The organism is Brevundimonas sp. 01N35 (assembly GCF_056399785.1).
This window is the reverse complement of sequence record NZ_JBFTRZ010000007.1, coordinates 1-23,357: the sequence shown is the minus strand read 5'-3', so window position 1 is coordinate 23,357 and position 23,357 is coordinate 1. Positions and strand designations below refer to the sequence as shown.

Here is a 23,357-nt window from a genome sequence, read left to right as displayed (position 1 = left end):
GTCAGCGCCGATGTTCTGGATAGCTCTGGGGGAGTTTGCCGAGTTGTCAGTGACAACAAGATAATCACCCCGAGTGGCTCCGCGGGTAGGATTCGAACCTACGACCAGCCGATTAACAGTCGGCTGCTCTACCACTGAGCTACCGCGGAACATCCCCTCGGGGGAGGCCGCCGTATAGCAGCGCCTTTTTGATTCATGCAACGGCTAAAACGCAGAAAACGCCGAAATTTATTCAACGGGTCAGGCTAAAAGGCTCTGCATGAATCTGATCCCTGTCTCTGACCCCGCCGATCCCTGCATTTCAGCCTTTCGCGACGTGAAGGAGCGCGACCTGACCGGTCGCCAGGGCCTGTTCGTCGCGGAAGGCGAGGTGGTGCTGCGCGTGCTGGCCTCGGCCGCGTCGCGCTGCGCGCCGGTGGCGGTCCTGATCGCGGAGAAACGACTGGAGGCGCTGCGCGACGTGCTGGAGCGGCTGCCGGAGGATGTGCCGGTCCATACGGCTCCGCAGGACGTGCTGGACGCCATCGCCGGCTTTCATCTGCATCGGGGCATCCTGGCGCTGGGGCGCAAGCCTGAGCGGCTGGGCCTTGAGGCGTTTCTGGATGGGCTGTCCGCGCGCGCCGTGGTGGTCGGGGCCTGCGGCATTGGCAATCACGACAATATGGGCGGCCTGTTCCGTAATGCGGCGGCCTTTGGGGCCGCAGGCCTGCTGCTGGACGAAACCTGCTGCGATCCCTTTTACCGAAAGGCGATCCGGGTCTCGGTCGGGGCGGTGTTGCGCACCCCCTTCGTCGAGGGGGTGACGGCGGCGGCGATGGTCGAGGCGCTGGAGGCGCGCGGCTTCGAGGTCCTGGCCCTGACGCCGTCGGCGACCGAGACGTTGGCGGAACTGAGGCCCGCGCCGCGCACCGCGATATTGCTGGGGTCGGAAGGGCCGGGCCTGTCGCCCGAGGTCATCGCGCGCTGTCGCCCGCTGGCGATCCGCATGTCGGGCGGATTCGATTCCCTGAACGTCGCGACGACCAGCGCGGTGGCGCTGCATCATCTGACGACTGCGGGCGGCGCCCTGTAGAGCGCCCCGGAGCGGGGAGGGAGTGGATGGAAAGTTTAGCTCGCGATGGAGGCCTGACCGGGAATCGAACCCGGGTGCAAGGATTTGCAGTCCTCTGCGTCACCACTCCGCCATCAGGCCGTTGAGCCCCCAAATCAGAGGGCTGCACCATCGCGAGGGGCGTCAGCTATCAGATCGGATTGTCGGCTGCAACGCACGGACCTATAAGCGCCGCAGATTTATTCGCTTACGCCGACCTGAAGGACCTCGGAACCATGGATTTCGCCGCTGCGCGCAAGGTCATGCTGGACTCACAAGTCCGGGTGAACGACGTCACGGACCGTGACCTGCAGGCCGCTTTCGGCGCCGTCGAACGCGAGCGCTTCTGCGCCGCCGACCGCGCCTTCTCCGCCTACGCCGATATTGAACCGGAAGTGGCCGGCGACCGTCGCCTGATGCTGCCGCGCGATCTGGGCAAGCTGATACAGGCGCTGGACGCCCGCGCTGGAGAGAAGGCGCTGGTTCTGGCTGGGCCTTACGCCGCCGCCGTCCTGGCGCGCATGGGTCTGACCGTCACGGTGCAGGATTCGGACGCCGCCGTGTTCGAGGTCACGGGCGCGGCCCTGGCCGACGAAGGCGTCTCGACCGTCGTCGCGCCTCTGAGCCAGCCGCAAGGCGAAGGCTATGACCTGATCGTCAGCGAGGCCGCCGTGCCGGCGCGTCCCGAATCGTGGCTGGCTGCGCTGCGTCCCGGCGGTCGTCTGGCAGTGGTCGAGCGTTCGGGCCCGGTGGGCAAGGCGGTGCTTTATGTGCGCGGTCGCGACGGGGTTTCGCGTCGAGAGTTGTTCGATGCGACGCCGCCCGTTCTGACCGAACTGATTCCGGCTCCCGCCTTCGCGTTGTGAGTATGGGGAAGGGGCGACGGAGTTCGGCGTCGCCTGCGTGAAAAAAACTTAACTGGCGTAAGGCGAGGCTTGCCTCCAACTACGCCGTTCAAGGCACCACAGGCGCACCCGTCGGGAGCGTCAGGCAGGAACAGGTTCATGTTGAAACGCTCGCGCGCGCTCGCTTCGGTCGCTCTGGTCACCCTCGCCATGGGGGCGGGCGCAGCTCCGGCCGGGGCCGAGACCTTGCAGGAAGCGATCGGCCTGGCTTATCGCACCAACCCGACCCTGCTGGCCCAGCGCGCCAACCAGCGCGCCCTGGATGAGACCATCGTCCAGGCTCGCTCGAGCCTGCGTCCGACCATCAGTGCCTCCGGCGGCGTCAGCTACACCCGCATTGATGCCGGCGGTCTGGGCGTGACGGAAACCGACGGCGCCAACGCCAGCGTCAGCCTGGCCCAAAATATCTGGACCGCCGGCCGCACGGCGCGCGGCATCGACGCCGCCGAGGCCAATGTCCGCGCCGGTCGCGAAAACCTGCGCGATATCGAGCAGCAGGTCATGGCCTCGGTCGTTCAAGCCTACGCCGACGTGGTGCGCGACATGGAAATTCTGCGGGTTCGTCAGGAGAACGTCACCGTCCTGCGCCGCCAGCTCGACGAATCCAACGCCCGTTTCGAAGTGGGCGAGATCACCCGCACCGATGTAGCCCAGTCTGAAGCCCGTCTGGCCCAGTCGGACGCCGATCTGGCCAACGCCCAGGCCCAGTTGTCCGTGTCGCGTGCAGCCTATGCCGCCGTGGTCGGCCAGGCGCCGACGAATATGCAGGCCCTGCCGGTCCTGCCGGGCCTGCCGACCAACTTCGAAGGCGCGCTGGATGTGGCTCTGGTCGAGAACCCGGGCGTCCTGGCCGCGACCTACGCCCTGCAGGCGGCCGAAGCCAACGTCGCGGCGGCGCGGTCCGAGTATCTGCCGTCGGCGCGTCTGTCGGCCTCCTATGGCGGCACGGCGAACGATCTGTCGGGCTTTGACCTGACCGACCGCACCAGCTTCACCGCCGGCGCGACCGTGTCGGTGCCCCTGTTCACCGGCGGCCTGAACCGCTCGCGCGTGGCCCAGGCGCTGGAGCGCGCCAACGCCGCCCAGATCGGCGTCGAGGGCGAACGTCGCGGCGTGCTGCAGACCGTCAGCTCGACCTACGCCCAGACCGTCGCCGCCAAATCCTCGCTTCAGGCCGGCCAGGAAGCCGTCCGCGCCGCCTCGGTCGCCGCCGAGGGCGTGCGTCAGGAGGCCCAGGTCGGTCTGCGCACCACGCTGGACGTGCTGAACCAGGAGCTGGAGCTGCGCAACGCCCAGGTGACCCTGGCCAGCGCCTATCGCAATCAATACGTCGCTCAGGCTCAGCTGCTGGCCGCCATGGGCCGCTTGGGCGGGCCGAACCTGGATCCCTCGATCGACGCCTATGACGCCGAGGCCAACTACAACGCGGTCCGCAACCGCGGCGCCCTGCCGTGGGACGGCGTGGTCGAGGCGCTGGACCGCGTCGCGTCGCCCGGCATCGTTCCCGCCGCCGACGCAGAGGACGCCCCGATCGACGCCCAGCTGAAGAACGAAATCGTCCGCACCGCGCCTCGCAACTGAGGCGATATTAGCCTGACAGGCGAAAAACGTTCGTTGATTCCGACGAGCGTTGGTGCGACGACAGGTGCAAGGGGAGGGCGAGTCTGTTTGCCCGGCCCTGATCGTCGCGCGCCGCCTGGCGCCTGTCGGCGGTCCTCCAAGGTTCAGCCCCGCTCGCCCAAGGTTCGCCATGACCGACCAGACCGCCCAAGAACCGACGATGGAAGAGATTCTGGCGTCGATTCGCCGGATCATCTCTGAAGACGACGCACCGGCCGAAACCGCCGCCGTAGCGCCTGAGCCGGTCGTCGAGATCGCGCCGGAGCCGGAACCTGTGGTTGAGGCCGCGCCCGTGGCCGAAGAACCGACGATCATCGAGGACGAGGTTTTGGAGCTGACCGAGCGCTACGAAGCGCCCGCGGCCCAGTCCATCGGTGATCTGGATGTCGCCGATGTCGCGCCGTTCCCGGCTGCGGAACCGGCGCCTCCGTCCGAGCCCGCTGCGACGCCCGTCCATGATTCCCTGGTCGGCGAAAGCGCCGCCGCCAGCGCCGCCTCGGCCTTCGCCGGTCTGGCCGCCACCTTCCAGAAGCCGGAAGTCCCCGCCGCCGCTGCGCCGCAGGACCTGCCCTTCATGAGCGGCAATACGGTCGAGGCCATGGTCCGCGAGATGCTGCGCCCCATGCTGAAGGACTGGCTTGACGCCAACCTGCCTGGCATCGTCGAGGGCCAGGTACGCAAGGAAGTAGAACGCATCGCCCGCAACGCCGGCTAGCCCTTCGCTTCACCAGACACTAAGTCACTGAGGGCGGCTCCGGCGGGGCCGCCCTTTTGCATTCCAAGAAACGACATTCCTATGCTCGAGAAGACTTTCGAACCCCAGGCCGCCGAGCCGCGTCTCTACGCCCAGTGGGAAGAGAGCGGCCTGTTCGCGCCGCGCGCCGCCAAGGCCACCGATGGGGCCGCCGACGCCTATTCGATCGTCATCCCGCCGCCGAACGTGACGGGCTCGCTGCACATCGGGCACGCGCTGAACAATACGCTGCAGGACATCCTGGCCCGCTATCACCGGATGAAGGGCAAGGCCGTGCTGTGGCTGCCCGGCACCGACCACGCCGGCATCGCCACCCAGATGGTGGTCGAGCGCCAGTTGGCTGCTGCGGGCAGCCCCGGACGCCGCGACATGGGCCGCGACGCCTTTGTCGACAAGATTTGGGAATGGAAGGCGGAATCGGGCGGCACCATCGTGCGCCAGCTGCGCCGTCTGGGCGCGTCGTGCGACTGGTCGCGCGAGCGCTTCACCCTGGACGAGGGGCTGAACGCCGCCGTCCGCAAGGTCTTCGTCAAGCTGCATCAGGACGGCCTGATCTATCGCGACAAGCGTCTGGTGAACTGGGATCCGCATTTCCAGACCGCCATTTCCGATCTGGAAGTCGAGCAGCGCGAGCAGGACGGCCACTATTGGCACTTCGCCTATCCGCTGGCCGACGGCGTGACCTATGAGCACCCGGTCGCCTTCGACGAGGACGGCAAGGCCACCGAGTTCGAAACGCGCGACTTCATCGTCGTGGCCACGACGCGGCCCGAAACCATGCTGGGCGACACCGGCGTCGCGGTTCACCCCGAGGATGAGCGCTACGCGGGTCTGGTCGGCAAGGCCGTGATCCTGCCCATCACCGGCCGTCGCATCCCCATCGTCGCCGACGATTACGCCGATCCGACCAAGGGTTCGGGCGCGGTGAAGATCACGCCTGCGCACGACTTCAACGACTTCGGCGTCGGCAAGCGCGCCGGTCTGGCGGCGCTGAACGTGATGGACGCCTTCGCGCGCATCACCAACGACGACGTGCCGGAAATCCCCGCCGAACTGGTCGGTCTGGATCGCTTCGCCGCGCGCAAGGCCATTGTCGCCCGCGCCGAGGAAGAGAACTGGCTGCGCGAGATCGAGAAGACCAAGCACGTCGTCCCGCACGGCGACCGCTCGGGCGTGGTCATCGAGCCGTGGCTGACGGACCAGTGGTACGTCGACGCCCACACCCTGGCCCAGCCCGCGCTGAAGGCGGTGGAGCAGGGCGATACGGTCTTCGAGCCTAAGTCGTACGAGAAGATCTATTTCGAATGGCTGCGCAACATCGAGCCCTGGTGCATCTCGCGCCAACTGTGGTGGGGCCACCGCATTCCGGCCTGGTACGGCCCGAACGGCGAGATCTACGTCGCCGAGACGGAAGAGGACGCCCGCGAACTGGCGATGGCGGACTATGATTCCGAGGTGGCGCTGACGCAGGACGAGGACGTTCTGGACACCTGGTTCAGTTCGGCTCTCTGGCCCTTCTCGACCATGGGCTGGCCCGAGAAAACCGAGGACCTGGAGCGCTTCTATCCGACCAGCGATCTGGTCACGGCGGCGGACATCATCTTCTTCTGGGTCGCCCGGATGATGATGATGGGCCTGCACTTCATGGACGAAGTCCCGTTCAAACGGGTCATCATCAATGGCCTGGTCCGCGACGAGAAGGGCCAGAAGATGTCGAAGTCCAAGGGCAACGTCATCGACCCCCTGGGCATCATCGATGAACTGGGCGCCGATCCGCTGCGCTTCACCATGGCCATCCTGTCGGGTACGCGCGACATCAAGTTGTCGAAGCAGCGCATTGAAGGTTATCGCAATTTCGGCACCAAGCTGTGGAACGCCGCACGCTTCAGCCAGATGAACGAAGCCAAGCGCGTCGAGGGCTTTGATCCCGCCACCGTCGAGCAGACCATCAACCGCTGGATCCGCGGCGAACTGACCAAGGCCGAGCGCGCCGTGTCGGAGGCCATCGAGGGCGGTCGTTTCGACGACGCCGCCAGCCTGCTGTACCGCTTCGTCTGGAACGTGTTCTGCGACTGGTATCTGGAACTGGCCAAGCCGGTGTTCAACGGCGCGGATGAAGCCGCCAAGGCCGAGACGCGGGCCATGACCGCCTGGACCATCGACCAGACGCTGAAGCTGCTGCACCCGGTCATGCCCTTCATCACCGAAGAACTGTGGGCCGAACTGGGCAAGGAAGGCCCGGCGCGTGAAAGCCTGCTGATCGGCGCCGAATGGCCCGTCCTGCCTGACGCCTTCATCGATGCGACGGCGGAAGGCGAGATTGGCTGGCTGGTCGATCTGGTCGGCGAGATTCGGGGCCTGCGGGCCGAGATGAACGTGCCGCCGTCGGCGAAGCCGCCGCTGGCCTTCATCGCGCCCGACGCGACGACCGCCGAGCGTATCACGCGCCACCGCGACCTGATCCTGACACTGGGCCGGGTGTCCGAGGTGGGTTCGGCGGATGCCGCGCCGGCCGGGGCCGTGACCTTCGTCTCGGGCGGCTCGACGGCGGCCCTGTCGCTGGCCGGGATCATCGACCTGACCGCCGAACGCGCGCGTCTGGAGAAGGAAATCGATGCCTTCGACAGCGACATCGGCCATGTGAACAAGAAGCTGGGCAACCCCAACTTCGTCGCCCGCGCGGCGCCGGAAGTCGTCGACGAGCAGCGCGCCAAACTGGCCGAGGCCGAAGAGGGCAAGGTCAAGCTTCAGGCGGCCTTGGCCCGTCTGGACGCGATGGCCGGCGCATGAGGAAGGTTCGACTGGACCAACTGCTGGTCACGCGGGGCCTGACGGAAAGCCGGGCCAAGGCCCGGGCGGCGATCGAAGCCGGCGGGGTCACCGTGGACGGCGCGCCGGCCAAGTCGGCCTCGCAGTCCGTCGGCCATGACGCCGAGATCGGCTATGTCGCCGCCCACCGCTGGGTCGGGCGCGGCGCATTGAAGCTGGAACACGCGCTGGACCTGTGGCCGGTGGCGGTCGAGGGGCGGGTGGCGCTGGACGTTGGCGCCTCGACCGGCGGCTTCACCGAGGTCTGCCTGGATCGCGGCGCGGCGCAGGTCTTTGCCGTGGATGTCGGGTTCGGTCAGATGCATGCCAGGGTCGCCGCCGATCCGCGCGTGGTCAATCTGGAGCGGACGGACGCGCGCGATTTGACGCCTGCGATTATCCCGGACGCCCCGTCGCTGGTCGTTTGCGACGTCAGCTTCATCGGCCTGTCGAAGGTTCTGTCGGCGGCGCTGGCGCTGGCGACGCCGGACGCGGACCTGATCACCCTGGTCAAGCCGCAGTTCGAAGGGGCTGGCCCCAAGGACGCCGGCAAGAAGGGCGTGGTCAAGGACCCCGAGGCCCATGCGGCGGCGGTCGAGGGCGTGCGCGCCTGGCTGGAAAGCGTCGGCTGGTCCGTGCGTGAGACGGCGGAGAGCCCGATCGCCGGCGGTGACGGCAACATCGAGTTCCTGCTCTGGGCGAAGCGGGCCTGAACTTCTCCCTCCCCTGCATGGGGAGGGTGGTCGCGTAGCGACCGGGTGGGGAGGGCGTGGCGATACAGAGCGCAGCGCTTGATCTGTAAAAGCGCCCCCACCCGACTTCGCCCTTCGGGCTCAGCCACCCTCTCCATGAAGGGGAGGGAGAGAGCGTGGTACATCCAGAATTAAAGAAACCGCCGGGGGATTTCTCCACCGGCGGTTTCCGTCACGTCGTCGATCGACAGGGGGGCTGAAACTTAATCGACGACGCGATAGCGGCCGTTCTGGTCGGGGCAGGTGCGCACGTAGCGCGTCTCGCTGCGACCGTCGGGCAGACGAATGCGGCTCTCGGCGAGGCGGCATGGGTCGGTGTTCTGATAGCGGTAGTCCGGCGCCGGCTGGACGTAGCCGCGATCATAGCCGTAACCGCGGTTGTAGCTGTCGTCGTAACCGCGATCATAGCCGGAGTTGTCGTAGCCGTAGGCCGGCGGGACATAGGTGCGGCCGTAGGATTGATCGTAGCCGTAGCTGGACGAGGGATAGCGGCTGTCGCAGGCGGCCGAGCTGTTGCCCACGCCCGCGCCGATAGCCGCGCCGAGGACGCCGCCCAGGACGCTGCCTTCGGTGCGGCGGCCGCGCGCCGCCAACTGAGAGCCCGCGATGGCGCCGATCGTGGCGCCGACCACGCCGCCGGTCGTCGTGCGATCGCGCTGGTCGCGGACGCAGGGGTCATAGCCCTGACCGTAGCTGTAGCTGTTGTTGTAACCATAGGCTGGCGGGTAGCCGTAGCCATAGGTCTGGGCGCTGGAGACGCCGGGAAGCATCAGCGTGCCGGCTACGGCGAGGGCGGCGACTGCGGCGGCGGAAGCCTTTTTGGACAGATGACCGATCATCGTTCTTGTTCCTCTGACAGGTCCCGATGCTGAACGGCTTCGGTCCCCTGTCTGTTGCATCCCGTGATAGGGCCCCGAAGCTGAACGGCTTTTGATCGGCCCGTTCATCTTCGTTCAGGTTTCAGATTTGGCGCGGGAACGGTTAGAAGCCGCGTCATGATGCAAACGCTGACCATCGCCCGCATGGGCCACCAGGGCGACGGGATCGCCGAGACGCCCAACGGCCTCGTCTTCGTGCCGGGCGCCCTGCCGGGCGACGTGATTTCGGCCGAGGTGAAGGACGGGCGCGTCGAGCAGTTCGACCTGATCGAAGCCAGCCCGGATCGCCGCCCCATCCATTCCGAGACCTATGCCGAGTGCGGCGTCGCGCCGATGCAGCATTGGGCGGACGCGCCCTATCTGGCGTGGAAACGGGACATCGTAATCCAGACCCTGGCGCGCGAGGGAATCGAGACCGAGGTCGAGGCGACCGTCGCCGTGCCGCAGGCCAGTCGGCGTCGGCTGGCGCTGCATGCTCGCAGCGGTCCGGGCGGGCGCGTTCTGCTGGGGTTCAAGGCGCGGCGGTCGTGGCGGCTGGTCGAGCTGACCGACTGCCCCGTTTCCGATCCGGCGCTGACGGCGGCCCTGCCGGCGTTGGCTAAGGTGGCGGCGCCCTTCCTGGGGCATCCGAAATCGGCCCCGACCCTGCATGTGACGCTGACCGACACCGGCCTGGACGTCGATGTGACCGGGGTCGAGAAGAAGTCTGGCGGGCTGACGGCGGACATGACGGCGCGGGCCATTGCGGCGGCGGCGGAGGCCGACCTGGCGCGGCTGAGCCTGGACGGCGACACCCTGGTGATGGCGCGCCAGCCACGCATCACCTTCGGCCGGGCGACGGTGCCCCTTCCGCCCGCGGCCTTCCTGCAGGCGGCGCCTGCGGCCGAGGCGGCGATGGTCAGCCGGGCGGTCGAGGCGGTGCGCGGGGCCAAGAAGGTCGCCGACCTGTTCTGCGGGGCGGGCACCTTCACCTTCCCTCTGGCCGAGGTCGCCGGGGTGTTGGCGGCGGATTCGTCGGCGGCGTCCATTGCGGCGCTGAAGGCGGGGATCGGCACGGCCCAGGGCCTGCGCACCATCGAGGCCCAGGCGCGCGACCTGTTCCGCCGTCCGCTGTCGCCCTATGACCTGAAGGGCTGCGAGGCCATCGTCATGGACCCGCCGCGCGCCGGGGCGCTGGAACAGACCGGACAGATCGGCGGCACCAAGGCCAGCGTCGTCGTCGGCGTGTCCTGCAATCCCCAGACCTTCGCCCGCGACGCTCGCATCCTGATCGACGCGGGTTTCCGGTTGGAGAAGGTCTCCCCCATCGACCAGTTCCTGTGGTCGACCCATGTCGAACTGGTCGGCGTCTTCCGTCGCTAGGTCTCAGGACGCCCGACCAGGGAGCCGCTTCCGGTCACAGGCAGCAGCGGAAGCCGATATGGGAAGCGGTCGTATCGGTCGCCTGGGGCAGGCGGGCCGGCGCACGGTATCGCCTGCAATAATCGGGCGTGCACAGATGTGATCCGCCCTTCAGCACCTTGAAATGGTTGGCTGATGGCCGGATGTCGGCGCCGCAGCAGCTTTTGGCGGGCGGGGCCGCCGCGTGGTCTGGCTGATAGGCGTCGCACGTCCATTCCCAGACATTGCCGATCATGTCGAACAGGCCCCAGGCGTTGGGCGGAAAGCTGGCCACGGGCGAGGTCCGATCGAAGCCGTCGGCCAAGCTGTTGTGGTAGGGAAAGGCGCCCTGCCACAGATTGGCCATGTGCCGGCCCTCGGGCTCAAGCATGTCGCCCCACACATATTCGCTGTTGCCGCCGGCGCGGGCGGCGTATTCCCACTGCGCCTCACTGGGCAGGGTCTTGCCGGCCCAGCGGGCATAGGCGAGGGCGTCGGCGAAACCGACATGGACGACCGGATGCTGGTCGCGTCCCTCGATCGAGGAGTTGGGTCCCAGGGGATGTCGCCAGTCGGCGCCGGGAACCACCTTCCACCATTGGCGGGGGTCATTGAGGGGGACGGGCCCCGGCGGCGGCGTGAACACCAGAGAAGCCGCCACCAGCATTTCGGCGGGAAAGCCGGGATAGTCCGCCGGGTTCAGCGGACTTTCGGCCAATGTCCGGTGGCCCGTTTCGGCGACGAAGGCCGCGAACCGGGCGTTGGTCACGGGCACGGTGTCGATGACGAAACGATCGACCCGCCGCTGCTGGGCCGGCCGTTCTTCGGGATAGTGGTGGTCCGACCCCATGACGAAATCACCGGCCGGAAGGGCCGCCATCGCCACGGGGTCTTGGAACCGGTTCAAGGGCGGTCAGTCCTTGGTGCGAACGTCGACCGGGTGGTCGGGGAAGTGGACGCTGGTGTTTCCATAGTCGTTCTTGCCGGCGATGTAGGGGGTCCAGAGGATATTATTGGTTCTCTGGCATCCTTCCCACTGTCCTTGCATCGCCGCCAGTTCGCGGGGGTGAGACTGGCTCAGGTCGTTGGCTTCGGCGGGGTCGCTACGCGTGTTGTAAAGCTCCCACGCGCCCGTACCCCAGGGCCTGTTGCTGTAGGTCAGTTTCAGGTCGCCCTGGCGCACCGCCACGCGGCCGAACAACTCCAGACACATGGTCTCGTCCGCCGCATGCACCCGATTGGTTTGGCCGTTCAGGAAGGGCAGGGCCGAGGAGCCTTGCATGGGGGGCACGGCCGCGCCTTCGTCCGCCGGATGTTTCGCCCCGGCGATCTGCAGGAAGGTGGGCGCCCAGTCCTTCACATCGACATAGGTGTCGCTCATCAGGCCCGAGAGGATGCCCGGGCCGGCGACGAAGGCCGGGGTGTGCGTGCCGCCTTCATAGCTGAAGGCCTTGAACATGCGGAACGGGGTCGAACTGACGCGCGCCCAGTTGGGACCATAGCCGATGAAGGAGTTGCGCCGCCCCATATTGTCGAGGCTGTTGTCGAAGGTCGCCTGAATCCACTCGCGGTTCTTCTCGCTGATGTCTTCGGCGTCGCTGCCCTCGGCGCCGTTGTCGGAGAAGAAGACGAAGATGGTGTTGTCGTACTGTCCTGTGCGCTTCAGCTCGGCGACCAGCTTGCCGATATTGTCGTCCAGATTGGCGATCATCGCGGCGTAGATCTCCATCCGGCGGGCCTCGGAAGCGCGTTGCTCGGCCGACAACTCGCTCCATTCGGGCCAGACGCCTGGGGCTGCGGCCGGGGTGACGTCGCGACCGATCACGCCCTTGGCCTTCATCCGTTCGATGCGCTGGCGCAGGATGGCTTCATAGCCCACGTCATAGACGCCGCGATATCGGGCCAGATAGGCGTCGGGCGCCTGGAGCGGCCAATGCGGCGCAGTGTAGGCGAGATAGGCGAAGAAGGGCTTGCCGTCCGTGATGCCGTTGATGTCGGCCAGCACGCGGTTCGTATAGAAGTCGGTCGAGTAGAAATTGTCGGGAAGGTCGACCAGGGCGCCGTCTTCGCGATAGCTGGCCTTGGGCGCGGCGTAGATGGTGCCGCCTTGGGTGAAATGGTCGGCCCCCCCGTTCAGCAAGACGAAGGACCGTTCAAAGCCACGCGCCTGCGGGCTCTGCTCGTCCTTCATCCCCAGGTGCCATTTGCCAGCCATGAAGGTGTGATAGCCGGACTGTCTCAGCAGCGTGGGGAAGGGGACTACCGTATCGTTGAGCACCCCCTCATAGCCCGGAACGCCCTTTTGCTCGGGCGCGATCACCTCGACCATGGTCCCGACGCCGGCGATGTGATTGTCGGTGCCGCTCATCAGCATGGCGCGGGTCGGCGAACAGGCCGGCGAGGCGTGGAAATTGGTCAGCTGCACGCCGCTCTCGACCAGGGCGTCGATGTTGGGCGTGGCGATCTCGCTGCCGAAGGCGCTCAGATCCGAAAAGCCCAGATCGTCGGCGACGATCAATACGATATTGGGGCGCATGTCCCGCTGCGGGGCGGGCGCCGTCATCGGTGCAGGCGCAGATGCAGTCTGGGCCTGAAGCGCGACGGGGGACAGGCTCAAGAGAGAGACGCCGCCGAGAAGGGCCGGCAGCAGGCGTTTCACGATCTTCATGGCGGGGGTCCGGGTTTCTCGATGGGGCTCAGAACATGAAAGTCAGATCGACGAGCGAGTAGAAAACGTCGCGCCCGCCCGCGCGTTTCAAACCGTCCGACACGTCGAAATAGGCGGCTTCGGCCGTCAGCGTGAGGTGGGGGTTGATCGACCACTGGACCGTCAGGTCGGGTTGCATGCCGACATAGCCGACGGTGTCGCCGGCGGTCCCGGGCAGGGGCGTGAAGCCGCGGCCATAGACGGCGTCGTCCCGGTCCTGTTTCCAGTACCAACGATTATAGGCCGAAACCCGCACATCTTTGCTCGGGTTGAACGCCAGGGTCGGCCCGGCCTCGACCAAGTTGCTGCCCGCGAGATAGCCGCTCGCCGCATAGTATTGCTGACCGGTGTAGAGGGGGTTGAAGGTGCGGACCTTGCCGTCGTCGCCCTGGCCGCCGCTGATCGCGTCGAAGCGAGCGCCGATGCGCGGCTTCAGCGGCGAGGACTCGATTACATAGCCGGCGTCGCCATAGAAGGCCCAGGCCTCGACATCGCGTCCGGCGAAGGTCCCGCCCTGGCGGACGACCGTGGTGTCGATCTGCACCGGGCCGGCCTTGCCCCAGAGCCGTGCGCCCAGTCCATGCCGCTCGTCGTCGCCGACCAGACCCGCCATGGCCAGGCGGGTGGATTTGAACCCGAGATAGAAGGGATCGATGTTCAGCGCGACGGCGCCATCCTGCGAACGGGGCAGGGCGAAACTGCCATAGGCGCCCCAGATCTTGCGGCCGCTGTTGCTGAAATCGCCGAAAACCCCGTCCTTGTTGGCGACGTTCTCGACGGCGATGATATCGACGCGCGCCGATTTGGAGCGGTATTGCGCGGTGACGCCGTCGTAGGTCTGCGGGATATTGGCGGAGGGCTGGGTCGAGATCAGAAGGCCGTTGCCGAGCCAGATCTCCTGTCGTCCGGCGCGGACACTGACCCGTCCATCACCGAGCGCCCCGCCGACCTCTACAAAGGCTTGCTGAAGCGCCAGGTCGTTGCGCTGCCGCGGCGGCTGAGGGCCGATGTCGCGACCGCCGACCTGCCCGCTGGCCAGTTCGGCATAGGCGCGGACATGGGAGCCCAGATGCAGGTCGGCCCCATAGATGTGGCGAAACTGCATGAGCAGTTGATCGCTGAATTTCTGGCTGTTCAGGCTCTCGTGGGAATAGCTGTTGAACTGGAGCCGTTCCATGCCGCTCAGCGACAGGGTCACGTCGCCAGCCGCATTGAGCGGGATATATTTCAAGGCGTTCAGACCGGTCGTCGGCGCCCCGGCCGGACGTTCCGGCGCCGAGGTTTCGTTGAACCGGAGCAGGTAGTAGGGGCCGACGCGGGGCCCCAGGCCGGCCTGGGGCGGCAGGGCGGGACGATCCTTGGCCGTTTCCGCCGCAGCAGGGGCGGCTTCGCTCGCCAGCACGGTCTGCGCCGACAGCGAGACGGCCGCGATCGTCAACGCCAGGGCATAGCTGTAGCGGGATGGTGAATGCTTCATGGATCCTCCGTTTTTTTCTTTTCAGTCTTTGGGTTGAGGACCTGACTGACCAATATCTTTTCGGCATGACGCGATAGCGCGGCCGGCGCGCATCCCTTTCGGGCGACCGCGAACGCGAAGGAACGATCCTCTCCGGGCCCGCGTTCGCGCGGTGGCGGAGAAGCTGCGCGCTGTGCCGGCGGGCCAGAAGGAAACGGCATGGTTGACCGATCTTTCATGCCGTTTCGGCATCAGGTATTCGAGAAATGCTATTGGGAATTCAGTCCCGGCATACAGATTTTGCTCAATGCGGCGCGTGTTCCACGGCGCTGAGAGAGGCAGGGTCCAGTGAAAGGAGCGACTTCATGACCAGTCACGTCGCCGGACCCGTTCGCACAGAAGCGACCGATAGAAGGTGTCGCTCGTGAAGGTGGTCGATCCTTTCGCCGAAGCCGCGGGCGTCGATGTCCGCCGCCTGCGTTACTTCGTGGCCATCGCCGAAGAACTGCATTTCGGCCGCGCCTCGGAACGACTCAGCATCGCCCAACCCGCCCTCAGCCGTCAGATGGCCGAGCTTGAGGCGGCGATCGGCGCGGCGCTGTTCGACCGCACCCGCAACCAGATCAGGCTGACGGTCGCCGGCGAGGCCCTGCTGCCGCGCGCTCGCTCTATTCTGAGCAGCATCGTCGAGGCGACGCGCATCGCCCGGCGGGCGGCGGAGGGCGTCGTCGGCGTGCTCAATGTCGGCTTCGTCGGGTCGGCGACCTATTCCCTGCTGCCTCGGGCGTTGAACGCCTTTCGCACCGAAAACCCCGACGTCGACCTGATGCTGCACGCGATGAATACCGCGGAGCTTCGGGTCGGTCTGATCGAGCGCACGATCGACGTCGCCTTCGCGCGACCCGGGATCGAAGATCCCGAGGTGGTTGACGAGGTCGTGCTGGAGGAGCCTCTGATCGTCGCGCTTCCCGACGTCGATTCGCTGGCGGCCCAGAGCGAGATCGCCCTCGGCGATTTGGCGCGCCATCCCTTCGTCCTCTATCCGCGTTTTCCGCGTCCCAGTTTCGCCGACACCATCTTGCGGCACTGCGCCGAGAGCGGCTTTTCCCCGACCATCGCCCACGAAACCATGGATGTTCAGACCGCCCTGGGTCTGATCGCGGCGGGGGCGGGCGTCTCCCTGGTGCCCGCCAGCGTCGAGGGCGGCCAGCGTCTGGGCGTGTCATATCGGCCTCTGCGGGCGCCGGCGCCCATGACCCGGCTCAGCCTGTCCTATCGCCGCGACAACCGCTCGGCGACGCTCGCGCGCTTCCGCGCCCAGGTCAAAACCTTCGCCGCCGCCAGCAAGACCCAGGACCATGGGGCCGCCGGCGGCGCCTCTGCCCCCTCGCATCAAGGACCCGCCTGATGGCCACGACAATCGACGCGTTTGAGACCTGTCTGGTGGATCTGCCCACGATCCGCCCGCACGTGCTGTCGATGACGACCATGCGGCAACAGGCCATCCTGCTGCTGACCATCCGCTGCTCGGACGGCACGGTGGGTGTCGGCGAAGCCACGACCATCGGCGGCCTCAGCTACGGCGAGGAAAGCCCCGAGGGCATGAAGCTGGCGCTCGACACCTATTTCGCTCCTCTGGTCCTGGGGGCGGACCCGACGCGGCCCGCGCAACTGATGGACCGGTTGAGCCGGGCCATCGCGGGCAATCGTTTCGCCAAATGCGCCGTAGAGACGGCCCTGCTCGACGCTCTGGGCCAGAGGGTCGGCCTGCCGGTGTCCGAACTGCTGGGCGGTCGTCGTCGCGAGCGTCTGTCCGTCGCCTGGACCTTGGCCAGCGGCGACACGGCCAAGGATATTGAAGAGGCCGAGCGGATGCTGGCCGAGCGCCGCCACAACATCTTCAAGCTCAAGATCGGCAAGCGCGCCGTGGTCGACGACGTCGCCCACGTGGCCGCCATCAAGCGGGCGCTGGGGGACCGGGCCAGTGTTCGCGTCGACGTCAACCGGGCCTGGGACGAGGCCAGCGCCGCGCGCGGCATCGGCATGCTTGAGGACATCGGCTGCGACCTGGTCGAACAGCCGGTCGATGCCCACCTGAGGGGGGCGATGGCGCGTCTGTCGCAACGCTTCACCATCCCCATCATGGCCGACGAATCCCTGACCGGCCCGGCCAGCGCCTTCGACTTCGCCGCCAGCGCGGCGGCGGACGTCTTCGCGGTCAAGATCGCCCAGTCGGGGGGGCTGACCGCGGCCTGCGCCGTGGGCGCCATCGCTCAGGCGGCGGGCGTCGGCCTTTACGGCGGCACCATGCTGGAAGGGCCCGTGGGGACGGCCGCCTCGGCCCATGTGTTTTCCACCTTCGCCAATCTGTCGTTCCAGACGGAACTGTTCGGCCCCTTGCTGCTGACCGAGGAGATTCTGGAGGAGCCGCTGGCCTATGCGGACTTCGGCCTGAAGGTGCCGGACGGTCCCGGCCTGGGCGTCCGTCTGGACGCCGACAAGGTCGCCTTCTTCCGCCGCGACGCCGCCCGCAAGACCCATATCGCAGGAGCCTGATCATGCTGTTTCACGTTCGCATGGATGTGCGCATCCCGGTCGATTACGACCCCGACCGCGCCGACGAATTGAAGCGGATCGAGCGCGAGCGCGCCCAGGATCTGCAGAAACAGGGCAAGTGGCGTCATCTGTGGCGCATCGCCGGCCAGTATTCGAACGTCAGCGTGTTCGACGTGGCTGACGTGCAGGAACTGCACGACATCGTCAGCACCCTGCCGCTGTTCCCCTTCATGAACATCGAGGTCACGCCGCTGTGCCGGCACCCGTCCTCGATCCATGACGACGACCGCTGATCGCGGTCGCCACCCCGTTCCGCCCAGAGCAATAAGAGGAAATGAAATGACCGAGCGGCTTGTTGATACCCCCGAAGTTCAAGCTCTTCTGGAAAAGCTGAGCGGCGCCGACACCGTCAGCGGCGATCCGCGCCTGAAGGCCATCGTCAAACGCATGGTCGGCGACCTGTTCGCCACCATCGAAGAGTTCGACATCACCGATGACGAATTCTGGCAGGCCCTGAACTATGCTTCGACCGGCGCCCAGGAGTACGGCCTGTGGGCCGCCGGCCTCGGCATCGAGCGCTTCCTGGATATCCGCGCCGACGCGCAAGACGCCGCGGCAGGCGTCGTGGGCGGCACGCCGCGCACCATCGAGGGGCCGCTCTATGTCGCCGGCGCCCCGGTCGAGCAGGGCTATGCCCGGCTGGACGACGGCGAGGACCACGGCGAACTGCTGTACATGCACGGCCAGGTCCGCGACGTGAACGGCAAGACCCTGGCCGGCGCCAAGGTCGAGGTCTGGCACGCCAATACGCTGGGCAACTATTCCTTCTTCGACAAGACGCAGAGCGACTTCAATCTGCGTCGGACCATCATCACCGACGCAGACGGCCGTTACGCCTTCCGCTCCATCGTGCCGTCGGGTTACGCCTGTCCTCCGGGCGGCTCCACCGAGGGCATCCTGAAGCAACTGGGCCGTCACGGTCATCGGCCGGCGCATATCCACTTCTTCGCTTCGGCCGACGATCACCGTCACCTGACGACCCAGATCAACATCGACGGCGACCCCTACCTGCGCGACGACTTCGCCTACGCCACGCGTGAGGACTTGATCCCCGCCGTGAACCATCGCGAAGGCGGCGAACCGGCCGAGAAATACGGGTTGGAAGGCCGGTACGCCGACATCGAGTTCGACTTCGTCATGTATCCGACGAAGGACGAGTCGGAAGAGGAAGTCTCGCACCGCGTTCGCGCTGCGGCCTGACGACCACGTTGAAGCAAGCGTCCGCTTCGGCGGACGCTTGTCGCCGCATCTGGACCTGGAGTTTCGAATGGTCAGCAAGATCTATCCGTCGCCCGCCGCGGCGTTGGAGGGCGTCCTGTTCGACGGGATGACCATCATGTCCGGCGGCTTCGGCCTGTCGGGGAACCCGGAAAGCCTGATCCCGGAAATCCGCGCGGCGGGGGTCAAGGATCTGACCGTCATTTCCAACAACGCCGGGGCCGACGGCTTCGGACTGTGGATGCTGCTGGAGAGCCGGCAGATTCGGAAAATGATCTCGTCCTATGTGGGCGAGAACAAGCTGTTCGAAAGCCAGTTCCTGTCTGGCGAGCTGGAGCTGGAACTGAACCCGCAGGGCACCCTGGCCGAACGCATTCGCGCCGGCGGCGCGGGCATCCCCGCCTTCTACACGAGGACGGGCGTCGGCACCGTCGTGGCCGAGGGCAAGCCGGTCGAGGAGTTCGACGGCGAGCTTTACGTGCGCGAGCGCTGGCTGCGCGCCGATCTGTCGATCATCAAGGCCTGGCGCGCCGACCCGGAAGGCAACCTGCAGTTCCGCAAGACCGCCCGCAATTTCAATCCGAACATGGCCACGGCTGGCCAGATCACGGTCGTCGAGGTCGAGGAGATCGTCGAGGCCGGAACCTTTGATCCCGACCAGGTGCACACGCCGGGGATCTTCATTGATCGGATCGTGCTCTCGACCATCAACGAAAAGCGCATCGAGAAGCTGACCACGCGCGAGAGGGAGGCGTCGTAATGGCCCAGGATCATGGCTGGACCCGCGATCAGATGGCGGCCCGCGCCGCGCGCGAGTTGAAGGACGGCTACTACGTCAACCTGGGCATCGGCATTCCGACCCTGGTGGCCAACCACATTCCCGAGGGCGTGCACGTCACGCTTCAGTCCGAGAACGGCATGCTGGGCATGGGGCCGTTCCCCTATGCCGACGAGGTCGATCCCGACCTGATCAACGCCGGCAAGCAGACGATCACCGAACTGCCGACCTCCAGCTTCTTCAGCTCGGCCGACAGCTTTGCCATGATCCGCGGCGGGCATATCGACCTGACCGTCCTGGGGGCGATGGAGGTCGCGGCCAACGGCGACATCGCCAACTGGACCATCCCCGGCAAGATGCTGAAGGGCATGGGCGGGGCGATGGATCTGGTCGCCGGGGTCAGGCGCGTCGTCGCGGTGCTGGAGCATTGCAACAAATACGGCGAGCCCAAGATTCTCGAACACTGCACCCTGCCGCTGACCGGTCAGGGTGTGATCGACCTGATCATCTCGGACCTGTGCGTCTTCGCCGTCGACAAGAAGAAGGGCGGCCTGACCCTGCTGGAACTGGCCCCCGGCGTGACCCTGGACGAAGTGCGCCAGAAGACCGGCGCGGCCTTCGATGCGGGGACGGTTCAATGACCCTTCTCAAGCAGGCGCGGTCCGTGGCTGCGCCGACAGGAGACGCAAAATGAGCGATGCCTTCATCTGCGATGCGATCCGCACCCCGGTCGGCCGCTACGCCGGAAGCCTGGCTTCGGTGCGCGCCGATGATCTGGCGGCGCTGCCGATCCGCGCCTTGATCGCCCGCAACGCCGGCCTGGACCCGGCGGCCGTCGACGACGTGATCCTGGGCTGCGCCAATCAGGCGGGCGAGGACAACCGCAACGTGGCGCGCATGGCGGCCCTGCTGGCCGGCCTGCCGGACAGCGTCGGCGGTAATACGGTCAATCGCCTGTGCGCCTCCGGGCTTCAGGCCGTGGGCGATGCGGCCCGGGCAATCCGGGCGGGCGACGCCGACGTGATGATCGCGGGCGGGGTGGAGAGCATGAGCCGTGCTCCCTTCGTCATGCCCAAGGCTGAAAGCGGCTTCTCGCGCGCTGCCCACATCTACGACACGACCATCGGCTGGCGCTTCGTCAATCCGGCGATGAAGGCGGCCTATGGCGTTGATTCCATGCCCGAGACCGGCGAGAACGTGGCCGCCGACTATGGCGTCAGCCGTGCGGATCAGGACGCCTTTGCGGTCCGCAGCCAGCAGCGCGCCGCCGCCGCCCAGGCCTCGGGCTATTTCGCCGAGGAGATCATCCCGGTCGAGATCGTCGGCCGCAAGGGCGCGGTCACGGTCGTCGACACAGACGAACACCCCCGCGCCGACACCACGCTGGAGACTCTGGCCAAGCTGAAGCCCATCGTCCGCCCCGACGGCACGGTGACGGCGGGCAACGCCTCGGGCGTCAACGACGGCGCCGCCGCCATGATCGTCGCTTCGGAGGCGGCGGTGAAAGCCCACGGTCTGACCCCGCGCGCGCGCATCATCGGCATGGCCTCGGCGGGCGTGGCCCCGCGCATCATGGGCGTCGGGCCGATCCCGGCGACGCAGAAGCTGATGGCCCGCCACGGTCTGACCATCGACCAGTTCGACGCCATCGAACTGAACGAGGCCTTCGCCTCGCAGGGGCTGGCCGTGCTGCGCGGCCTCGGCGTCGCCGACGACGACGCGCGGGTGAACCCTAACGGCGGCGCCATCGCCCTGGGCCATCCGCTCGGCATGTCCGGCGCGCGCATCCTGATGACCCTGGTGCACCAGCTTGAGAAGACCCAGGGCCGCTATGGCCTGGCCACCCTGTGCGTCGGCGTGGGGCAGGGGCTGGCGGTGGCGGTGGAGCGCGTCTGATGGCGATGCAACATTTCACGACGGACGACGGCTGCCGCATCGCCTACCGCTTCGACGGACCCGAGGACGCGCCGGTGCTGCTGCTGTCGAACTCGCTCGGCACGGACCTGCATATGTGGGACCCGCAGATCGCGGCCTTCGCGGAGCGGTATCGCGTGCTACGTTACGACAGCCGGGGCCACGGTCGATCGGACTCGCCCGCAGGGGCTTATTCGATGGACCGCCTGGGGCGCGATGCGGTGCAATTGTTGGACGCCGTGGGCGTGGCGCAGGTCGATTTCTGCGGCCTGTCCAAGGGCGGCATGGTCGGCCAGTGGCTGGGCGTGCGCGCGCCGGAACGGGTCCGCAAACTGGTCCTGGCCAACACCTCGGCCTACATGGGGCCGCCCTCGGGCTGGCAGTCGAGGATCGCGGGCGTTCTGGCCAAGGGCATGGCGCCGCTGACCGAGGCGTCCATTGCCCGCTGGTTCACCCCGGGCTTTCCGTCGCGGTCGCCCGAGGCCATCGCGCCGATCCGGGAGATGCTGCTGGCGTGCGACCCGTCCGGCTACGCCGGCTGCTGCGCCGCCATCCGGGATATGGACCTGCGGCCGACGGCGTCCCTGATCACGCCGCCGGTCCTGGTCATCGCGGGCACGCAGGACCCGTCGACCTCGGTCGAGGACGGCGCATGGCTGGCGCGCGCCGTCGCCCAGGGGGCATTGGCCGAGATCGATGCGGCGCATCTTTCGAATGTCGAACAGCCCGAAGCCTTCGCGCGGCTGGTCATCGAGTTCCTTCTGGCCTGACGACTGGACGCCGCCACAGCCGTGCCATGGCGCCCTTCTAGCCGAACAGATCCAACTGGCGGATAGAGGCCGCCGGAACGCGGAACTGCGTCACGTCCAGCGGCGTGCGCGGGGCGGCGAGGCCGTAGCGTTTGACGGCCGCCTTGAACCGGGCGGCGATCAGTTCGGCGACGGGGCCGGTTCCCTTCATGCGCTGGGCCCAGTCGGGGTCGTAGTCCTTGCCGCCGCGCGTCTGACGGATCAGGGACATGACGCGGGCCGCGCGCTCGGGCCGGGCGTCGGCCAGCCATTCGCGGAACAGGTCCTTGATCTCCAGCGGTAGACGCAGGGTCACGTACATGGCCGAGGTGGCGCCGGCCTTCTGGGCAGCCTCGAGGATGGATTCCATCTCGTGATCGTTCAGGCCGGGGATGACCGGGGCGAAGCCGACGCCGACCGGAACGCCCGCGTCGGCCAGACGGCTGATGGCCTCCAGCCGTTTGGCGGGCGTGGAGGCGCGGGGCTCCATGGCGCGGGCCAGACCGCGATCCAGGGTGGTGATGGAGAGCATGGCCGAGGCCAGTCCCTCGCGCCCCATAGGCCCCAGGATGTCGGCGTCGCGGGTGATCAGCACCGATTTGGTGATGATGCTGAACGGCTGATGGAACCGCTGCATGACCTGCAGGATCGAGCGGGTGGACAGGGTCTCGCGCTCGACCGGCTGATAGGGGTCGGTGTTGCCCCCTATGTGGATGCGTTTGCAGACGTATCGGGGCTTGGCGAGTTCCTGTTCCAGCAGACGCGCCGCGTCGGGCTTGAAGAAGATCCGGCTCTCGAAATCCAGACCCGGGGATAGGCCCATCCAGGCATGGGACGGACGGGCGTAGCAGTAGATACAGCCATGTTCGCAGCCCTTGTAAGGGTTGATGGAGCGATCGAAGCCGACGTCGGGACTCGTATTCCTGGCGATGATGGTGCGCGCGTGTTCCGGCGAGAGGGTGGTGCGCAGCGGCGCGGCCGCTTCGTCCTGATCCGTCCAGCCGTCGTCGAATTCCTCGCGCCGGTCGGCTTCATACCGGCCCGAGTCGTTGGAGCGTGCGCCGCGTCCCTTCATCGCCGTCTTCATCAGGGGAGGGTGCCACAGATACGGAACAAATCAAGAACGAAAAGGTCTTCGTCGTTCGAAGGCGGGAGGAACAGGTTTGCCCGCCTCGCGTGAACGCGGGCGGCGGAGGGCTGGGCGGGGCGCCGGGCCTTCGCCCGGAGAGGTTGTAGTTTTACCGTTTCGACGAAGACGCTGCGCCCCGCGCGAAGAGTTGGACATGAGCTCGGGGCAGGCGCCGTTGTTAGCGGCTACCCCCGGCGCCCATGACGGGCAGGCCGCGCGACGACGCGGTCCTGGAACGGTCCGAGTAACCCCCTCGACCCTGACCGGAGCCTCTATGGCGGACGGGTCGAACGCCCCGTCGCTAGGCCCCAGCGGCGTCTTGTCTTGATGCTGTGGCCTATCGCGCTTGCGCGCTACTTGAGGCCACGGAACGACGGTAGAGGCGCTCGCCTCGTTCCCCCGCCCGCGAAACATCCTGAACCGCCCGCCTGATCCATCGCCGCCTTCCGCTGGGTGCTCCCTTGCCCGGTGCGCGCGACGAGAGGCTGACGGTCCGACAAGACCCCCGTTCTCTCCGCTCCCGCCGCCGCTTCGGTTCGCCGGCCAAGCGAGCCCTCCCTTGCG

At 67.1% G+C, this 23,357-nt stretch carries 20 protein-coding genes and 2 tRNA genes; 15 read left to right on the top strand and 7 right to left on the bottom strand.

Features of this window, described 5'->3' with window-relative positions; genetic code table 11:
* Nucleotides 1-74 precede the first annotated feature (74 nt).
* Nucleotides 75-149: transfer RNA gene (locus tag AC1DJ5_RS08745), tRNA-Asn, on the bottom strand.
* A gap of 110 nt (nt 150-259) precedes the next feature.
* Between AC1DJ5_RS08745 and AC1DJ5_RS08740 the strand changes: the two genes are divergently transcribed.
* The gene (locus tag AC1DJ5_RS08740) at nt 260-1,072 is read left to right on the top strand and encodes a TrmH family RNA methyltransferase (RefSeq protein WP_477020334.1); all 813 of its coding nucleotides are present in this window, start codon (nt 260-262) and stop codon (nt 1,070-1,072) included.
* A 46-nt stretch (nt 1,073-1,118) separates the two neighbouring features.
* On the opposite strand, the gene AC1DJ5_RS08735 is transcribed toward AC1DJ5_RS08740, so the two are convergent.
* Nucleotides 1,119-1,192: transfer RNA gene (locus tag AC1DJ5_RS08735), tRNA-Cys, on the bottom strand.
* Between the two features lie 134 nt (nt 1,193-1,326).
* On the opposite strand from AC1DJ5_RS08735, the gene AC1DJ5_RS08730 reads away from it, so the two are divergent.
* The 5 genes from AC1DJ5_RS08730 (at nt 1,327) to AC1DJ5_RS08710 (ending at nt 7,890) form a co-directional block, all read left to right on the top strand.
* Nucleotides 1,327-1,956 carry a protein-L-isoaspartate O-methyltransferase family protein gene (locus AC1DJ5_RS08730; protein ID WP_441456187.1) on the top strand — a complete coding sequence of 210 codons (630 nt, stop codon included), beginning with the start codon at nt 1,327-1,329 and terminating at the stop codon, nt 1,954-1,956.
* A 138-nt stretch (nt 1,957-2,094) separates the two neighbouring features.
* Complete coding sequence (locus AC1DJ5_RS08725) at nt 2,095-3,576, top strand: TolC family outer membrane protein (RefSeq protein WP_441456186.1); 1,482 nt, start codon at nt 2,095-2,097, stop codon at nt 3,574-3,576.
* Nucleotides 3,577-3,745: 169 nt separating this feature from the next.
* Nucleotides 3,746-4,330 carry a DUF2497 domain-containing protein gene (locus tag AC1DJ5_RS08720; protein WP_477020333.1) on the top strand — a complete coding sequence of 195 codons (585 nt, stop codon included), beginning with the start codon at nt 3,746-3,748 and terminating at the stop codon, nt 4,328-4,330.
* Nucleotides 4,331-4,411: 81 nt separating this feature from the next.
* Nucleotides 4,412-7,159, top strand: a complete 2,748-nt coding sequence (locus AC1DJ5_RS08715) for a valine--tRNA ligase (RefSeq protein WP_477020332.1) — start codon at nt 4,412-4,414, stop codon at nt 7,157-7,159.
* Nucleotides 7,156-7,890, top strand: coding sequence for a TlyA family RNA methyltransferase (locus tag AC1DJ5_RS08710; protein WP_477020331.1), 735 nt, complete (start codon nt 7,156-7,158; stop codon nt 7,888-7,890). Before AC1DJ5_RS08715 ends, AC1DJ5_RS08710 begins: the two co-directional genes overlap by 4 nt.
* Before the next feature lie 242 nt (nt 7,891-8,132).
* Here AC1DJ5_RS08710 and AC1DJ5_RS08705 read toward each other — a convergent pair whose 3' ends face one another.
* On the bottom strand, nt 8,133-8,768 hold the full coding sequence (locus tag AC1DJ5_RS08705; RefSeq protein WP_477020330.1) for a glycine zipper 2TM domain-containing protein: 636 nt from the start codon (nt 8,766-8,768) through the stop codon (nt 8,133-8,135).
* A 159-nt stretch (nt 8,769-8,927) separates the two neighbouring features.
* Between AC1DJ5_RS08705 and AC1DJ5_RS08700 the strand changes: the two genes are divergently transcribed.
* Nucleotides 8,928-10,169 carry a class I SAM-dependent RNA methyltransferase gene (locus AC1DJ5_RS08700; protein WP_441456242.1) on the top strand — a complete coding sequence of 414 codons (1,242 nt, stop codon included), beginning with the start codon at nt 8,928-8,930 and terminating at the stop codon, nt 10,167-10,169.
* Between the two features lie 34 nt (nt 10,170-10,203).
* On the opposite strand, the gene AC1DJ5_RS08695 is transcribed toward AC1DJ5_RS08700, so the two are convergent.
* Genes AC1DJ5_RS08695 through AC1DJ5_RS08685 form a run of 3 tightly spaced genes read right to left on the bottom strand, consistent with a single transcriptional unit; the run spans nt 10,204 to nt 14,371 of the window.
* Nucleotides 10,204-11,094 (bottom strand): formylglycine-generating enzyme family protein, encoded by an 891-nt coding sequence (locus AC1DJ5_RS08695; protein ID WP_477020329.1) that lies wholly within the window; start codon nt 11,092-11,094, stop codon nt 10,204-10,206.
* Nucleotides 11,095-11,100: 6 nt separating this feature from the next.
* Nucleotides 11,101-12,855: an arylsulfatase gene (locus AC1DJ5_RS08690; protein ID WP_477020328.1), complete on the bottom strand. Its 1,755-nt coding sequence runs from the start codon at nt 12,853-12,855 to the stop codon at nt 11,101-11,103.
* A gap of 28 nt (nt 12,856-12,883) precedes the next feature.
* A complete protein-coding gene (locus tag AC1DJ5_RS08685; RefSeq protein WP_477020327.1) occupies nt 12,884-14,371 on the bottom strand; it encodes an alginate export family protein in 1,488 nt (495 codons plus the stop codon).
* A 394-nt stretch (nt 14,372-14,765) separates the two neighbouring features.
* On the opposite strand from AC1DJ5_RS08685, the gene AC1DJ5_RS08680 reads away from it, so the two are divergent.
* The 8 genes from AC1DJ5_RS08680 to pcaD are packed head-to-tail and all read left to right on the top strand — an operon-like array spanning nt 14,766 to nt 21,646.
* Nucleotides 14,766-15,758, top strand: coding sequence for a LysR family transcriptional regulator (locus tag AC1DJ5_RS08680; protein ID WP_441456178.1), 993 nt, complete (start codon nt 14,766-14,768; stop codon nt 15,756-15,758).
* Nucleotides 15,758-16,906 carry a muconate/chloromuconate family cycloisomerase gene (locus AC1DJ5_RS08675; RefSeq protein ID WP_441456177.1) on the top strand — a complete coding sequence of 383 codons (1,149 nt, stop codon included), beginning with the start codon at nt 15,758-15,760 and terminating at the stop codon, nt 16,904-16,906. Before AC1DJ5_RS08680 ends, AC1DJ5_RS08675 begins: the two co-directional genes overlap by 1 nt.
* Before the next feature lie 2 nt (nt 16,907-16,908).
* Nucleotides 16,909-17,199, top strand: coding sequence for a muconolactone Delta-isomerase (catC, locus tag AC1DJ5_RS08670; RefSeq protein WP_441456176.1), 291 nt, complete (start codon nt 16,909-16,911; stop codon nt 17,197-17,199).
* 46 nt (nt 17,200-17,245) lie between these two features.
* Nucleotides 17,246-18,166 carry a catechol 1,2-dioxygenase gene (catA, locus tag AC1DJ5_RS08665; protein WP_477020326.1) on the top strand — a complete coding sequence of 307 codons (921 nt, stop codon included), beginning with the start codon at nt 17,246-17,248 and terminating at the stop codon, nt 18,164-18,166.
* A gap of 55 nt (nt 18,167-18,221) precedes the next feature.
* The gene (locus tag AC1DJ5_RS08660) at nt 18,222-18,944 is read left to right on the top strand and encodes a CoA transferase subunit A (RefSeq protein ID WP_477020440.1); all 723 of its coding nucleotides are present in this window, start codon (nt 18,222-18,224) and stop codon (nt 18,942-18,944) included.
* Entirely contained in the window at nt 18,944-19,603 is a 660-nt protein-coding gene (locus AC1DJ5_RS08655; RefSeq protein WP_441456174.1) for a 3-oxoacid CoA-transferase subunit B, read from the top strand. The genes AC1DJ5_RS08660 and AC1DJ5_RS08655 overlap by 1 nt, the downstream gene beginning before the upstream one ends.
* A 49-nt stretch (nt 19,604-19,652) precedes the next feature.
* A complete protein-coding gene (pcaF, locus tag AC1DJ5_RS08650; RefSeq protein ID WP_477020325.1) occupies nt 19,653-20,858 on the top strand; it encodes a 3-oxoadipyl-CoA thiolase in 1,206 nt (401 codons plus the stop codon).
* Nucleotides 20,858-21,646, top strand: coding sequence for a 3-oxoadipate enol-lactonase (gene pcaD / locus AC1DJ5_RS08645; protein ID WP_477020324.1), 789 nt, complete (start codon nt 20,858-20,860; stop codon nt 21,644-21,646). The genes pcaF and pcaD overlap by 1 nt, the downstream gene beginning before the upstream one ends.
* Before the next feature lie 37 nt (nt 21,647-21,683).
* Here pcaD and AC1DJ5_RS08640 read toward each other — a convergent pair whose 3' ends face one another.
* Nucleotides 21,684-22,751: a PA0069 family radical SAM protein gene (locus AC1DJ5_RS08640; RefSeq protein WP_477020323.1), complete on the bottom strand. Its 1,068-nt coding sequence runs from the start codon at nt 22,749-22,751 to the stop codon at nt 21,684-21,686.
* Nucleotides 22,752-23,357: the final 606 nt, after the last annotated feature.

What these genes read in the sequence shown, in the direction of transcription:
- AC1DJ5_RS08685 (WP_477020327.1), bottom strand. Translation starts at nt 14,371, where the DNA reads ATGAAGCATTCACCATCCCGCTACAGCTATGCCCTGGCGTTGACGATC.
- catC (WP_441456176.1), top strand. Translation starts at nt 16,909, where the DNA reads ATGCTGTTTCACGTTCGCATGGATGTGCGCATCCCGGTCGATTACGAC.
- AC1DJ5_RS08710 (WP_477020331.1), top strand. Translation starts at nt 7,156, where the DNA reads ATGAGGAAGGTTCGACTGGACCAACTGCTGGTCACGCGGGGCCTGACG.
- pcaF (WP_477020325.1), top strand. Translation starts at nt 19,653, where the DNA reads ATGAGCGATGCCTTCATCTGCGATGCGATCCGCACCCCGGTCGGCCGC.
- pcaD (WP_477020324.1), top strand. Translation starts at nt 20,858, where the DNA reads ATGGCGATGCAACATTTCACGACGGACGACGGCTGCCGCATCGCCTAC.
- AC1DJ5_RS08715 (WP_477020332.1), top strand. Translation starts at nt 4,412, where the DNA reads ATGCTCGAGAAGACTTTCGAACCCCAGGCCGCCGAGCCGCGTCTCTAC.
- AC1DJ5_RS08640 (WP_477020323.1), bottom strand. Translation starts at nt 22,751, where the DNA reads ATGAAGACGGCGATGAAGGGACGCGGCGCACGCTCCAACGACTCGGGC.
- AC1DJ5_RS08725 (WP_441456186.1), top strand. Translation starts at nt 2,095, where the DNA reads ATGTTGAAACGCTCGCGCGCGCTCGCTTCGGTCGCTCTGGTCACCCTC.
- AC1DJ5_RS08690 (WP_477020328.1), bottom strand. Translation starts at nt 12,855, where the DNA reads ATGAAGATCGTGAAACGCCTGCTGCCGGCCCTTCTCGGCGGCGTCTCT.
- AC1DJ5_RS08740 (WP_477020334.1), top strand. Translation starts at nt 260, where the DNA reads ATGAATCTGATCCCTGTCTCTGACCCCGCCGATCCCTGCATTTCAGCC.
- catA (WP_477020326.1), top strand. Translation starts at nt 17,246, where the DNA reads ATGACCGAGCGGCTTGTTGATACCCCCGAAGTTCAAGCTCTTCTGGAA.
- AC1DJ5_RS08655 (WP_441456174.1), top strand. Translation starts at nt 18,944, where the DNA reads ATGGCCCAGGATCATGGCTGGACCCGCGATCAGATGGCGGCCCGCGCC.
- AC1DJ5_RS08700 (WP_441456242.1), top strand. Translation starts at nt 8,928, where the DNA reads ATGCAAACGCTGACCATCGCCCGCATGGGCCACCAGGGCGACGGGATC.
- AC1DJ5_RS08720 (WP_477020333.1), top strand. Translation starts at nt 3,746, where the DNA reads ATGACCGACCAGACCGCCCAAGAACCGACGATGGAAGAGATTCTGGCG.
- AC1DJ5_RS08705 (WP_477020330.1), bottom strand. Translation starts at nt 8,768, where the DNA reads ATGATCGGTCATCTGTCCAAAAAGGCTTCCGCCGCCGCAGTCGCCGCC.
- AC1DJ5_RS08675 (WP_441456177.1), top strand. Translation starts at nt 15,758, where the DNA reads ATGGCCACGACAATCGACGCGTTTGAGACCTGTCTGGTGGATCTGCCC.
- AC1DJ5_RS08730 (WP_441456187.1), top strand. Translation starts at nt 1,327, where the DNA reads ATGGATTTCGCCGCTGCGCGCAAGGTCATGCTGGACTCACAAGTCCGG.